At 73.2% G+C, this 12,465-nt stretch carries 12 protein-coding genes and 1 pseudogene; 3 read left to right on the forward strand and 10 right to left on the reverse strand.

Annotated features, from left to right (window positions below):
* The 3 genes from B0E54_RS12355 to B0E54_RS12365 all read right to left on the reverse strand — a co-directional run.
* Positions 1-250: hypothetical protein (locus B0E54_RS12355; protein WP_234583483.1), on the reverse strand; the 250-nt coding region annotated here is incomplete at its 3' end.
* On the reverse strand, positions 247-1,830 hold the full coding sequence (locus tag B0E54_RS12360) for a replication-associated recombination protein A (RefSeq protein WP_234583484.1): 1,584 nt from the start codon (positions 1,828-1,830) through the stop codon (positions 247-249). The genes B0E54_RS12355 and B0E54_RS12360, both read right to left, overlap by 4 nt.
* A gap of 75 nt (positions 1,831-1,905) precedes the next feature.
* Entirely contained in the window at positions 1,906-2,118 is a 213-nt protein-coding gene (locus tag B0E54_RS12365; protein WP_007458297.1) for a hypothetical protein, read from the reverse strand.
* Between the two features lie 140 nt (positions 2,119-2,258).
* Between B0E54_RS12365 and B0E54_RS12370 the strand changes: the two genes are divergently transcribed.
* On the forward strand, positions 2,259-2,999 hold the full coding sequence (locus tag B0E54_RS12370) for a GNAT family N-acetyltransferase (protein ID WP_234583485.1): 741 nt from the start codon (positions 2,259-2,261) through the stop codon (positions 2,997-2,999).
* Between the two features lie 78 nt (positions 3,000-3,077).
* Here the strand turns inward: B0E54_RS12370 and B0E54_RS12375 are convergent.
* The 4 genes and pseudogenes from B0E54_RS12375 to aspS form a co-directional block, all read right to left on the reverse strand.
* Positions 3,078-4,349, reverse strand: a pseudogene (locus B0E54_RS12375) (MFS transporter); the annotation flags it as partial.
* Positions 4,350-4,463: 114 nt separating this feature from the next.
* Entirely contained in the window at positions 4,464-5,081 is a 618-nt protein-coding gene (locus B0E54_RS12380; RefSeq protein WP_234583487.1) for a transcriptional regulator, read from the reverse strand.
* 64 nt (positions 5,082-5,145) lie between these two features.
* Positions 5,146-5,955 carry a sugar nucleotide-binding protein gene (locus B0E54_RS12385; RefSeq protein WP_234583488.1) on the reverse strand — a complete coding sequence of 270 codons (810 nt, stop codon included), beginning with the start codon at positions 5,953-5,955 and terminating at the stop codon, positions 5,146-5,148.
* A gap of 104 nt (positions 5,956-6,059) precedes the next feature.
* On the reverse strand, positions 6,060-7,865 hold the full coding sequence (gene aspS, locus B0E54_RS12390) for an aspartate--tRNA ligase (protein WP_234583489.1): 1,806 nt from the start codon (positions 7,863-7,865) through the stop codon (positions 6,060-6,062).
* A 186-nt stretch (positions 7,866-8,051) separates the two neighbouring features.
* Between aspS and B0E54_RS12395 the strand changes: the two genes are divergently transcribed.
* On the forward strand, positions 8,052-8,771 hold the full coding sequence (locus tag B0E54_RS12395; protein WP_234583490.1) for a DUF998 domain-containing protein: 720 nt from the start codon (positions 8,052-8,054) through the stop codon (positions 8,769-8,771).
* 89 nt (positions 8,772-8,860) lie between these two features.
* Here the strand turns inward: B0E54_RS12395 and B0E54_RS12400 are convergent, their stop codons facing one another.
* On the reverse strand, positions 8,861-9,904 hold the full coding sequence (locus B0E54_RS12400; RefSeq protein ID WP_234583491.1) for a S1 family peptidase: 1,044 nt from the start codon (positions 9,902-9,904) through the stop codon (positions 8,861-8,863).
* Between the two features lie 391 nt (positions 9,905-10,295).
* A complete protein-coding gene (locus B0E54_RS12405) occupies positions 10,296-10,772 on the reverse strand; it encodes a helix-turn-helix domain-containing protein (RefSeq protein WP_234583492.1) in 477 nt (158 codons plus the stop codon).
* A 55-nt stretch (positions 10,773-10,827) separates the two neighbouring features.
* Between B0E54_RS12405 and B0E54_RS12410 the strand changes: the two genes are divergently transcribed.
* Positions 10,828-11,343, forward strand: a complete 516-nt coding sequence (locus tag B0E54_RS12410; protein WP_234583493.1) for a PaaI family thioesterase — start codon at positions 10,828-10,830, stop codon at positions 11,341-11,343.
* Positions 11,344-11,475: 132 nt separating this feature from the next.
* Here B0E54_RS12410 and B0E54_RS12415 read toward each other — a convergent pair whose 3' ends face one another.
* On the reverse strand, positions 11,476-12,417 hold the full coding sequence (locus B0E54_RS12415; protein ID WP_234583494.1) for an acyl-ACP desaturase: 942 nt from the start codon (positions 12,415-12,417) through the stop codon (positions 11,476-11,478).
* Between the last annotated feature and the right edge of the window lie 48 nt (positions 12,418-12,465).

Raw genomic sequence — 12,465 nt, forward strand, 5'->3', positions numbered from 1 at the left:
GCGGCGCGTCCGGCGGCGGCGACGCGCCCGTGCGCGGCGGCCCGGGCTCGGCCGGTGCCCCGTCCGGGCCCAGCTCGCCGCGTTGCTGCTTGGCCGAGCGCAGGTCGTCGATCCAGCCGAACTCCTCGCCGGCCACCGGCTCCTCCGGCTCGGCCTCGGCTCGGCCTCGACCCCAGCGGCGGCCCTTCGCGCGGGGATCACGCCGCTCGTCCGGGCCCTCGTCGGGGCGGTCCGCACCACGCGATCTCACTGTTGACCCTCTCCTGCGGCGTCCGTGCCGCTGTCCTGCTTCGTGCGGGGACCGCCCGCTTCCGCGGCCGGTTGGCCGTTCCGACCGACAAGCGCCGGGGCGGGCTGCGGTGTTACCGCCGACCCCGCGCTCGGGGCCGCAACCGACGGGCCCGCTGTCGCGGGCGAGGAGGCGGTCGGGGTTTCGGGGCGGGCGGGCGGCGGCGGCAGCCCGCGGACGATCCGGCGCAGCACCGGCAGCCGTGTCGACACCGACCGTTCCGCCCCGTGCGGGCTGGGCTGGTAGTAGTCGACGCCCACCAGGTCGTCCGGGACGTACTGCTGGGTGACCACGCCGCGCTGGTCGTCGTGCGGGTAGCGGTAACCGGTGCCGTGGCCCAGCCCTCGGGCGCCGGCGTAGTGCGCGTCCCGCAGCCCTCGGGGCACCGAACCGCCCCGGCCGGCCCGTACGTCGGCGATGGCCGCGCCGATCGCTGTGGTGGCCGAGTTCGACTTCGGTGCGGTGGCCAGGTGGATCACCGCCTGCGCCAGGTTGAGCTGCGCCTCGGGCAGGCCGACGTACTCCACGGCGTGCGCGGCGGCGGTGGCCACGCTCAGCGCGGTGGGGTCGGCCATGCCCACGTCCTCGCTGGCGAAGATGACCAGCCGCCGGGCGATGAACCGGGCGTCCTCCCCCGCCACCAGCATCCGGGCCAGCCAGTGCACTGCGGCGTCCACGTCCGAGCCGCGCATGCTCTTGATGAACGCGCTGACCACGTCATAGTGGGCGTCGCCGTCGCGGTCGTAGCGCACCGCCGCCACGTCGACCGCCTGCTCGGCGGTGGCGAGGTCGATGCGCCCGGCGCCGAGCGCCGTGGCCGAGGCCGCCGCGGCCTCCAGCGCGGTAAGCGCCTTGCGGACATCACCGGCGGCGAGCCGGACCAGGTGGTCCTCGGCGTCGGTGGTCAGGGTGAGGGCGCCGCCCAGGCCGCGCTCGTCGGTGACCGCGCGGCGCAGCAGGCCGCGTACGGCGTCGTCGTCGAGCGGTTGCAGGGTGAGCAGCACGCACCGCGACAGCAGGGGTGAGATGACCGAGAAGTACGGGTTCTCGGTGGTCGCCGCGAGCAACGTGACAGTACGGTCCTCGACGGCGGCGAGCAGCGAATCCTGCTGGGTCTTGCTGAACCGGTGCACCTCGTCGATGAACAGCACCGTCTGCGGGCCGCCCGAACGGCGCTGGCGACGGGCCATCTCGATCACCGCCCGGACGTCCTTGACACCGGCCGAGAGGGCCGACATGGCGACGAAGCGGCGGTCGGTGGCGGCGGCCACCAGGTGCGCGATGGTGGTCTTGCCGCTGCCGGGCGGTCCCCAGAGGATGACCGACATCGCGGCGCCGCCGGAGACCAGTTGCCGCAGCGGTGCGCCGGGGGCGAGCAGGTGGTCCTGCCCGATCAGCTCGTCCAGGCTCGCGGGCCGCATGCGGACGGGCAGGGGCGAATCGTCCGCTACCGGAGTGAAGCCGTCGACACCGGCGGGGCCCTCGGGCGCGCTGCGCGGCCCGGTGGGCGCACCGAGGGAGAAGAGAGCGTCGGACTCCATCACGAAGACAGTACCGGGCCCGACCCGCGACGCCGGAATCGCGCTGCGGGCCGGGTCACCGCTGATCGGTCTCGGTCAGCCACGGCCGGGGCGACGGCCCCGGTACCAGCGACCGCCGCCACCGCCGCGCGGGCCGCTGCCGACGCCGGCCAGGTAGAGCGAGAGCAGGAGCAGGCCGATGAGCACCAGGGTGTTCCAGTTGAACAGGTCGGGGGCGCCGAAGTCGGTGTTGAGCAGGTCGAGAAGCAGAGCGAAGCCAAAGACGATGGCCGCGAGAATGGCGAGCATGTCGGTCCTCCGGTGGGGGTTCCCAGTAGGTCGGCGCGTGATGTACCCAATCGGTCGACTCGTCAATCTCCACCGTGGATCAGCACGCGGGCTGGCGGACCCGGCGCGGCCGCCGGTACGGCGGCTCCTAGGCTGACGTCATGATCATCGACGACCAGGCGATCCACGACCGGGCCGCCATCCTGGCCGCCGCCGGTGACCACCCGTTCGTCCGGCACTCGCTCTCGCCGGGTGTGCCAGCGCACGGCTACCGGCGCGACGGCGCCGTGCTGTGGTTGCTGCCGCCCGAACGCGGGCTGGGCGCCGACGCCATCGGCCCCGTCGAACCGGTGCTGGAGATCTGCGCCGCGCTGGTCGCCGACGGGGTGCTGCGGCCGGAGCACCGGATGCACCTGCCCCGGCTCGACCCCGCCCTGGCGGCGGGCCGGCTGGGGGTGGACGAGTTCGTCGACTGGGAGTTCCACTGGACCACCGTGACGCCGCCGGCGCAGCCGGACGAGCAGCGGGTCGTACGACTCACCGACGCCGACCGCCCGGCGCTCGCGGCGCTGGTCGACGAGGCGTTCCCGACCACCACCACGCGCCCGGACGACCCCCGGGTGCTCGACTGGTACGGCATCCGGGACGGCGGCCGCCTGGTGGCGTGCGGCGCGGACCGCAGCCGGGGCGACGTCGGGTTCCTGGCCGGCCTGACCGTCGCCCCCGACCAGCGGGGCCGGGGGCTGGGCGCGGCGCTGACGGCCGGCATGACCCGGGCGTTGCTGGCCCGGCACGACACGGTCGGGCTCGGCGTCTACCCGCACAACGTCCAGGCGGTACGGCTGTACCGCCGGCTCGGCTTCACCGACACCCTGTCCCTCACCGCGATCCGCCTCGGCTGAGGCCGCTCATCGACACCGGGGCGTCGGTGAGCGGCCTCGGCGCCCGGCGCCGGTGAGCGCCCTTCGCTACCGATCGGCGGGGACCGGGGCCACTGTCGGCTCGCTGGAGGGAGCGGGTCGACGGCCGGCCAGCCAGGCGGGCAGGTAGAGCGGCGCGGCGACGGCCAGCACCACCGCGCCGACCACCATCGCGGCGCTGACGCTGACGCTGGCGGCAATCGCGGTCAGGACCACCCCGCCGAGGGCGGCGGACGGCTGCCCCATCATCGAGTTCAGCGAGAGCACGCTGGTCCGGTACGGGCCGTCGACCTGGCGGTGCAACAGACCACTGTGCAGCGGGTTCGACGCGCCGTGCACGGCGTAGCAGGCCAGGTAGGCCACCAGCACTCCGACCGGCCCCGCGAACAGCCCCATCCCGACCACAGTGACGCCCTGCAGGATGCGCAGCAGGGCCGCGCCCGGAGCCGCCCCGAACCAGCGCAGCAGCAGCGGGGTCAGTGCCGCGCCGGCCGCGCTGGCGAGCCAGGCGGCCGAGCTGGCCGGCCCGAGCAGCGCGGCGGCGCGTTCCGGGTCGCCGACCACCTCGGCGAGGCGGACCGGCAGCAGCGACTCGAAGGTGACCATGCCGAAGCCCCAGAACAGCTCCACCGCCACCAGGGCGAGCAGCACCCGGGACCGGCGCAGCAGACCGATGGCCTGACCGACCATCCGGGGCGCCTGCACCACCGACGCCCGCACCGCCGCGAACCCGGTGGCCGGCCGCTCCTCGACCAGCAGGACCAGCAGCGCGACCAGCGCGACCACCTGGGCGACGATCGCGACCAGCACCGGCACAGTGAGCGCGCTGACCGGCCCGATCGGCCCGAGCGCGACCAGGCCGCCGCTGAGCAGCGCGCCGCCCGCGATGGCCCCGCCGATGACGGTGCCGGCGTACCCGAGGCCCTTCTCGTACTCGGCCTGCGGGTCGGCGGCCAGGGTGGCGTCGACGTACCAGGATTCCAGCGGGCCGCTGTCCAGTGCCCGGTAGACGCCCTGCAATGCCCAGACCAGGAAGAACAGCGCGAACGAGTCGGCCACCGCGAAGAGCGCCAGCGAGGCGAGGTTGAGCGCTCCGGCGGCGAGCAGGACGGGTCGGCGGCCGAGGGCGTCGGCGAACCCACCGGTGGGCAGCTCCAGCGCGAGCACCAGCAGCCCCTGCGCGGTGCCGACCAGGCCGATCTGCGGCAGCGACAGGCCGCGCTCCTGCATCAGCAGGATCATCACCGGGATCATCAACCCCGTGGGCAGCCAGCGCAGGCCGTAGAGGGTGAGGTAACGACGCCGGACCTGGCGTACGGTCAGCGCGCTCACGACGCCACCTCCGTTCGCGACTGCGGGGCTCGCAACCCCGGCTCACTCCTCGCGCTCACGACGCCACCTCCACTCGCGACTGCGGGGCTCGCAAGCCCGGCTCACTCCTCGCGCTCATCGGGGGCCGTCCAGCAGCGGGTAGGCGGCCAGGAAGACCTGCACCGGGCGGGCCTGCGGGTCGGTGGGCTCGGCCACGTCGACCGGCTCGGCCTCCCGGTGGTACCGCTCCAGCACCTCCCACACCTCCGTCTTGAGGGCCTCCAGCCGGTCCGGCGGGATGGTCATGAACACGTCGCCCATGCCGAAGGCGTCCCGCCAGGCGGGGGACCACTCGTGCTGGGTGGCGAACCAGCGCTCGGCGTGCTCGACGAGGAGGCGCACCTGGTCGCCCTGGATCCACTCGATCGCGGCACGGGCGTCGGGGTCGTCGTCGAAGTCGCTCGGCTCCCAGCTCGTGACGTCGTGCGCGGCCTGCCACCAGCGCTGGCGTCCGCTGCCCCGGTCGGGATCCTCGGTGACCAGCCCGACCTCGGCGAGTTGGCGCAGGTGGTAGCTGGTCGCGCCGGTGTTGGTGCCGAGCAGCTCGGCGAGGGTGGTGGCGGTGGCGGGCCCGTTCACCCGCAGGGCGCCGACCAGCCGCATCCGCAGCGGGTGCGCGAGCACCCGGACCTGCCGCTTGTCGATCCGCACCTCGCGCGGGGCGGGCCGCGGGGTCGCTTCGTCATTCGCCATGACTGCACACTATCTCTGCACACTTCGTATGCACAAGAGTTGTGCATAGAAAGTGTGCAGGAGGTCAGGCCAGGAGTTCCCGCACCCCGCGCAGCCGCGTCCGGAGCAGACCTGCGGCGCGGGAGGAGTCGAGGCGTACGTCGCTGGGGCGGACCACGCCGGCGGCGGTGGCCGTGGTGGTCTTCAGACCCGTCGCGTCCAGACCGAACCGCTCGGCGACCAGCAGACCCAGCTCAGCCCGGCTGACCGCGTCCGGGCCGGCCACATTGAGCAGCCCGGCGTACGACGAAGAGGCCAACTCCAGCACGGCGTCGGCCAGGTCGCCGACGTCGATCGGGCAGCGGAACTCATCGGTGAACAGGACGGCCCGACCGGCCAGCGCCTCGCGGCAGAGCTCGATCTGCTTGCTGCCCTCACCGAGGATCAGCGAGGTACGCACCAGCGCCGCACCGGGGTCGATCGCCCGCACGGCGGTCTCCGCCGCCGCCTTCGCGGCCCCGTACGCGTTGACCGGGCTGGGCGGGTCGTCGTCGGCGTACGGCGTGGGACGGCCGCCGTGCAGCGCGTCGCTGGACAGGTGCACCAGCCGCGCCCCCACCTCGGCGGCGGCGAGGGCCACGTTAGCGGCCCCGTCGGCGGTGACCGCCCAGTCGTCGTACCGATAGGGGGTCGCGACCACGGTGTCCGGCCGCACCTCGGCGACCAGCGCGCGCACGGCGGCGCGGTCGGTCACGTCCAGCCGCCGCCCGACAACGCCGGACACCCCGACGGACCCGCAGTGGTACGTCCCCACGACCGAGAACCCGGCGCCGGCGGCCCGCCGACAGACCTCCCGGCCCAGAAACCCGCTACCCCCGACAACAAGCACCCGCATCCCAGCCCACTCCCCCACCGATGATCAAGAGGTTTGCGTCATCTCGCGGGGCGATGATGACGCAAACCTCTTGATCAACCAAGCAAGGGCAGTGGGGGGTGCGGTCAGACCGGGTCGGCCACCGGGGCTGCCGGGCCGGCCGTGCCGGCGTGGGCCGCCGGCTGCGGCTTGGGCTTGGCGTCGATGCCGGCCTCGGTGCGCTGCTGGGCGGTGATCGGCGTCGGGGCGCCGGTCAGCGGGTCGAAACCGCCCCGGGTCTTCGGGAACGCGATGACCTCGCGGATCGAGTCCGCGCCGGCCAGCAGCATGCAGACCCGGTCCCAGCCGAACGCGATGCCGCCGTGCGGCGGTGCGCCGTACTTGAACGCCTCCAGCAGGAAGCCGAACTTGTCCTGCGCCTCCTCCGGCGTGATGCCGAGCAGGTCGAAGACCCGCTTCTGCACGTCGCCCCGGTGGATACGGATCGAGCCGCCGCCGATCTCGTTGCCGTTGCAGACGATGTCGTACGCGTACGCCAGGGCGCGGTCCGGCGCCTCCTCGAACCGGTCCACCCACTCCGCGTTCGGCGAGGTGAACGGGTGGTGCACGGCCGTCCAGCCACCCTCGTCGGTCTTCTCGAACATCGGCGCGTCGACCACCCAGCAGAACGCCCAGGCGCTCTCGTCGATCAGACCGGCCCGCTTGGCGATCTCGACCCGGGCAGCGCCCAGCAGCTCCTGCGCCTCGCGGGCGTTCGCGCCGGCCGCGAAGAAGACCGCGTCGCCCGGCTTGGCGCCGACCGCGTCGGCGAGCCCGCCCAGGTGCTCGGCGGACAGGTTCTTGGCCACCGGGCCGCGCGCCTCGCCGGTCTCGGCGTCCAGCACCACGTACGCCAGACCCCGCGCGCCGCGCGCCTTGGCCCAGTCCTGCCAGCCGTCCAGCTCCTTGCGGCTCTGCGCCGCGCCACCGGGCATCACGACCGCGCCCACGTAGCCGCCCGCGTCGATCGCGCCGGCGAACACCCGGAACTCGGTGCCGCGCAGGTAGTCGGTCAGCTCGGTCAGCTCCACGCCGTAACGCAGGTCCGGCTTGTCCGAGCCGTACCGGGCCATCGCGTCGTGCCACGTGATCCGCGGGATCGGCCGGTTGATCTCGTGCCCCGCGAGGTCCTTCCACAGCGCCGAGACGATCGCCTCGCCGAGGTCGATCACGTCGTCCTCGGTGACGAACGACATCTCGATGTCGAGCTGGGTGAACTCGGGCTGCCGGTCGGCGCGGAAGTCCTCGTCGCGGTAGCAGCGGGCGATCTGGTAATACCGCTCCATGCCGCCGACCATCAACAGCTGCTTGAACAGCTGCGGCGACTGCGGCAACGCGTACCAGCTGCCGGGCTGGAGTCGGACCGGCACCAGGAAGTCGCGGGCGCCCTCGGGCGTCGAGCGGGTCAGCGTCGGCGTCTCGATCTCCAGGAAGTCCCGCTCGTGCAGCACCCCCCGGGCGAGGTGGCTCGCGCGCGAGCGCAGGCGCAGCGCGTTCGCCGGGCCGCTGCGGCGCAGGTCCAGGTAGCGGTACCGCAGGCGGAGGTCGTCACCGGCCTCGACCTGGTCGTCCACCGGGAGCGGCAGCGGCGCGGCCTCGGAGAGCACCTCCAGCTCGACGGCTGTCACCTCGACCTCGCCGGTGGGCAGCTCCGGGTTCTCGTTGCCGGCCGGCCGACGGGTCACCTCGCCGACGACCTTCACGCAGAACTCGTTGCGCAGCGCGTGCGCGTCCTCCTCGCGGAACACCACCTGGACCACGCCGGAGCCGTCGCGCAGGTCGACGAAGATGACGCCGCCGTGGTCACGCCGGCGGGCGACCCACCCGGCGAGCGTCACCGTCGAGCCGGCGTCCGCGGCGCGCAGGCTTCCGGCATTGTGGGTACGGATCACGGCTGGCAACTCCTCATCGTGGAACAGTCCTCACCCGCATTCTGTCAGGGGTGGCCGGCCCCGCTCGGGGGCACCCGGCAGGCCGGCACGATTCGCAGGTGAGCAGGCGGCGGGCCGCGCGCTTCGCCCGGTGGGCAGCCTGGCGAACCCGGCTCGCCGGGCCGTCGCGCCGGTTAACGTGGCCGAATGCGCGCCGTACCGAACTGGGGCGTCGCCACGGCGGTGGCCGCGCCGGTGCTGCTGGTGGGCGGTTGGACGGTCGCGGGCGCCCGGCAGCCGGCCGGGTACGACCCGGTTCGCGACACCATCAGCGAACTGGCGGGGCACGACGCCACCGACTCCTGGATCATGATCACTGCGCTGCTGCTGCTGGGCTGCTGCTACCTGGCGATCGCCGTCGTGCTGCACGCGGCCGGGCTGCCCAGCCGCTTCCTGCTCGCCGTCGGCGGCGTGGCCACCATCGCGCTTGTCGCCTTTCCCCGGCCGGCGGTCGGCGGCTCGCTCAGCCACGGCATCGCGGCCACCATCGCCGTCCTGGCGTTGGCGCTCTGGCCGGCCGGGTCGGCGCTGCGGTTGCCGCGTGGCCCGGACGCGGCACATCCGCGCGCCCCGCAGCCGCCCTGGGCGTTTCGGCGGGGCGTGGCGCTGAGCGCCACGATCGTGCTGCTCGCCCTCTTCGGCTGGTTCGCGTTCGAGGTGACCAGCGGATCCCGGACCGGCCTGGCCGAACGGGTGACAGCCGTGGGCGTGTCGCTCTGGCCGCTGTTGGCGGTCCTCTCCGCCCGACGGGCCCACCTCGCCTGGGCCGGCGACGGCGCCACGCCGCTCGGGCCGGCCGTGGCGACGACAGGTGTCGTACCGCCGGATCCCCTGTTCCCCACGGACGGACCGGACCGCCTCGCCTGAGGCGGGGCGCTCGGCGGGGCGGACGGCAGGCCCCGGACGCGCGGCGCGGGCCGCCGGAGGGTTCCGGCGACCCGCGGGCGGTGAATCGATCAGAAGACGCTGACGCCGTAGCGGCTCAGGGCCTCGGTGACGGGCTGGAAGTAGGTCGTCCCGCCGCTGCTGCAGTTACCGCTGCCGCCGGAGGTGAGGCCGAGCGCGGTGCTGCCGGAGAAGAGCGAGCCGCCGCTGTCGCCACCCTCGGCGCAGACGTTGGTGCGGATCAGGCCGGAGACCGAACCCTCGGCGTAGTTCACCGTGGCGTTGGTCGCGGACACCGAGCCGCTGCGCAGGCCGGTGGTGCTGCCCGAGCGCTGCACCGACTGGCCGACCGACGCGTTGCCGGACCCGGTGATGTCCCGGTAGCTGCCGTTGTAGAGGTAGACGTTGCCGGCGGCGTTCGCGGAGTTGCTGTGCCGCACGATGCCGTAGTCGTTGCCCGGGAAGCTGGTGCCGGTACGGGTGCCCAGCAGGCTGGTCTGGCTGGAGTTCGAGTACCAGTTGGTGCCGAGGTTGGTGCAGTGCCCGGCGGTCAGGAAGTAGTAGGTGCTGCCGCTGCGCACGTTGAAGCCGAGCGAACAGCGGTAGCCGCCGGTGTAGATGGCCTGGCCACCCGAGATCCGGGTGCTGAGCACGCCGGCCTCGGCCTCGACGCGGACCGCGCCGTTGGCCTTCGCGGCAGCGGCCTTGACCCGCTCCAGCTTGGCGCCGGTGACGGTGCTGTCGACGGAGACGACCACCTGGTTGGTGATCGGGTCGCTCCACCAGGCGGTGCCCGGGATCTTCGCCGAGCGCTCCAGCTCGGCGGTGGCCCGGTTGAGCTCCGCGGCGCCGCGGGTGACGTACCGGACGCTCGCTCCGGCCTTGCTGACCGTGCGGGCGGCGGCAGCGTCGGTCACCGTGACGACGGTCTTGCCGCTGGCGTCGATGTACGAGCCGGCGGAGCGGTCGCCGAGCTGAGCGGAGAGGGCTGCGGCGGCGTCGGGCGAGGCGGCGGGGGCGGCCTGGGCGGGTGCGCCGATGAGCGAGCCGACGACCAGGGTTCCGCTCACGGCAACAGTCGCCGCAACGCGGAATGAGGACCTCGTGGGTCGCATGTAACAAACCTCCTGGGCGGGGGAGACGGGTCCGGCCGGGGGTGGCTGACCCGAGGGCGACCCGGCCGATCTGCGAAAACCGGCCGAGTGAACTGAAGTATTCACATACTTAAGATCATTGACAAGACCTGGTTTCGCCCGAATTCGTCGACCCGCTCCGGTCACACCTTCGCAACACCGTGGACACGCTCGCGGGCACCTGCCGTCACACCCCTGAGGACCGCCGGATCCGTTTCGGACACCACTTGCCGACCGACGCCGTTGCCGCCACAACCCCCGCCGCGCCCCGACGCCGGCATCACCACGGGATCGGGCAGCACGGCGGGGGCCGTCGTACGGCGGCGACGCGGACGGCAGACGAGCGGACGGCGACGCGGACGAGCGGACGGCGTCAGGGGGTACGGCGGCGCGCGCCCGGACCCGGGCGGGGCAGGACGTCGCGGGGATCATCCAGCGAGTGCCCCTCGGCGCAGCGCAGCTCGACGCGTACCGGGGCGCCGCAGTCGCGGTGCTCCACGCTCAACGGCGGGCCCTCGGCGTCGGCCAGGTACCGGTCACCCCACCCGAGCACGGCGACCAGCACCGGCCAGAGGGCCAGACCCTTCTCCGTCAGCCGGTACTCGTGGCGCAGCCGACTGCCGGGCTCCCGGTACGGCTCACGGCGCAGCACGCCCCGCTCGACGAGCACGGCCAGCCGGTTGGTGAGAACCTGGCGCGGAACACCGGTGCGGACCCGCATGTCGTCGAAGCGCCGCACGCCGCTGAACACCTCGCGCAGCACCACCATGGTCCACCGCTCGCCGAGGATCTCCATCGCGCGGGCGATGGTGCAGTTCTCCACCGACCAGTCCAGTGCCGCGGGTCTCATCCGACCAGGCTAGGTCTCATTGACAGACTCAGCAACGTCCTGCCAGGCTGCGTCCATGACTCAGACCCAGGAGCCGGCGCGCAGCCGTACCTTCACCTGGTCCGACCCGGCGGCCAACGCCGCGCAGGTCGGTCGGCGCAGCGGCCTCGACCTGCTCCGCGCGATGATCGCCGGAGAGCTGGCCGCGCCCCCGGTGATGCACCTGATCGACATGGCGCGGATGGAGGCCGACGAGGGTCGGGTCGCCGTCGAGCTGGTCCCGCAGGAGTTCCACTACAACCCGCTCGGCACCGTCCACGGTGGCGTCATCTCGACCCTGCTGGACACCGCCGCCGCCTGCGCCGTGCACACCACGCTGCCCGCCGGGATCGGCTACACCTCGCTGGACCTGAACGTGAAGTTCCTGCGCCCGGTCACCGTCGACAGCGGCACGCTGCGCTGCGAGGGCACGGTGCTGCAACGCGGCCGCCGCACGGCCCTGGCCGAAGCCCGCCTCACCGACGCGAACGCCCGCCTGATAGCCCACGCGACAAGCACCTGCCTCCTCTTCCCCCTCCCCCCAACCCCCTGAAGACCCCCCTCGCCCCGCCTCCATCTCCGGCGGCCTCTCGGCGGTTGATCATGAAGTTATTGCCCGCCTCGCCGGCGTGTCGCGGCAATAACTTCATGAACAACGGGGTGTGGCGGGGGTGGGGTTACGGGGTTAGCGGAGGGCCAGGCGGGCTGCTCGGGCGTCGCGCTTCTCCTCGAAGCGGGCCGCCGCGTTCTCCAGGGCCTCCAGCTGGGCCGCGAGCTGCTCGCGGGCGACCTCACCGTCGGCGTCGAGGCCTGTCACGTTGAAGACGTCCCACTGGCGCAGCACCGGCTGCAACACCTCGTCGCGGTGCTGGCGCAGGTCGTAGATGCCGGCGAGGGCGATCGCCACCGACTTGCGAGCGAAACCGTCGATGCCATTGCCGGGCATCTGGAAGTTGGCCACCACGTCGGCGACCGCCCGCATGGCCTGGCTCGGGGCCAGCTCGAACGCGGCGGCGAGCAGGTTGCGGTAGAAGACCATGTGCAGATTCTCGTCGGCGGCGACCCGGGCCAGCAGCGCCTCGCAGGCGGGGTCGCCGGTGGCCTTGCCGGTGTTGCGGTGCGAGATCCGGGTGGCCAGCTCCTGGAACGAGACGTACGCCAGCGAGTGCAGCACCTCGTCGTCGTGCACGTTGACGTAGCCCGCGGACATGTGGGTCATCCGGGCGCGCTCCAGCGCCACCGGGTCGACCGCCCGGGTGACGGTCAGGTAGTCCCGGATGGCCGTGCCGTGCCGGCCCTCCTCGGCGGTCCACCTGTGCACCCACGTGCCCCACGCGCCGTCGCGGCCGAACAGGGTGGCGATCTCGTGGTGGTACGAGGGCAGGTTGTCCTCGGTCAGCAGGTTGACGATCAGCGCGGTCCGGGCGACGTCCGGGATCGTCGAGTCGGTCGGCGACCACGCCTCACCATTGAGCGGCCCGTCGAACGTGCGCCCCTCGCTCCACGGCACGTACTCGTGCGGGAACCACTCCTTCGCCAGCGAGAGGTGGCGGTCCAGGTTGCGCGCGACGACCGGCTCCAGCTCGACGAGCAGGGCGGTCTGGCTCAGTGTGGTGCTCACGGTCACGAGTAACTCCCTACGGTGGCGTAACTTACGCTACCGTAGGTCCCCGCG

This window comes from Micromonospora sp. MH99, from assembly GCF_021442385.1.
In the GTDB taxonomy this organism is placed as follows: Bacteria; Actinomycetota; Actinomycetes; order Mycobacteriales; family Micromonosporaceae; genus Micromonospora.

Excerpts from the sequence above, each read along its gene's own strand:
- B0E54_RS12360 (WP_234583484.1), bottom strand. The coding sequence starts at position 1,830 with ATGGAGTCCGACGCTCTCTTCTCCCTCGGTGCGCCCACCGGGCCGCGC.
- B0E54_RS12365 (WP_007458297.1), bottom strand. The coding sequence starts at position 2,118 with ATGCTCGCCATTCTCGCGGCCATCGTCTTTGGCTTCGCTCTGCTTCTC.
- B0E54_RS12370 (WP_234583485.1), top strand. The coding sequence starts at position 2,259 with ATGATCATCGACGACCAGGCGATCCACGACCGGGCCGCCATCCTGGCC.
- B0E54_RS12380 (WP_234583487.1), bottom strand. The coding sequence starts at position 5,081 with ATGGCGAATGACGAAGCGACCCCGCGGCCCGCCCCGCGCGAGGTGCGG.
- B0E54_RS12385 (WP_234583488.1), bottom strand. The coding sequence starts at position 5,955 with ATGCGGGTGCTTGTTGTCGGGGGTAGCGGGTTTCTGGGCCGGGAGGTC.
- B0E54_RS12395 (WP_234583490.1), top strand. The coding sequence starts at position 8,052 with ATGCGCGCCGTACCGAACTGGGGCGTCGCCACGGCGGTGGCCGCGCCG.
- B0E54_RS12400 (WP_234583491.1), bottom strand. The coding sequence starts at position 9,904 with ATGCGACCCACGAGGTCCTCATTCCGCGTTGCGGCGACTGTTGCCGTG.
- B0E54_RS12405 (WP_234583492.1), bottom strand. The coding sequence starts at position 10,772 with ATGAGACCCGCGGCACTGGACTGGTCGGTGGAGAACTGCACCATCGCC.
- B0E54_RS12410 (WP_234583493.1), top strand. The coding sequence starts at position 10,828 with ATGACTCAGACCCAGGAGCCGGCGCGCAGCCGTACCTTCACCTGGTCC.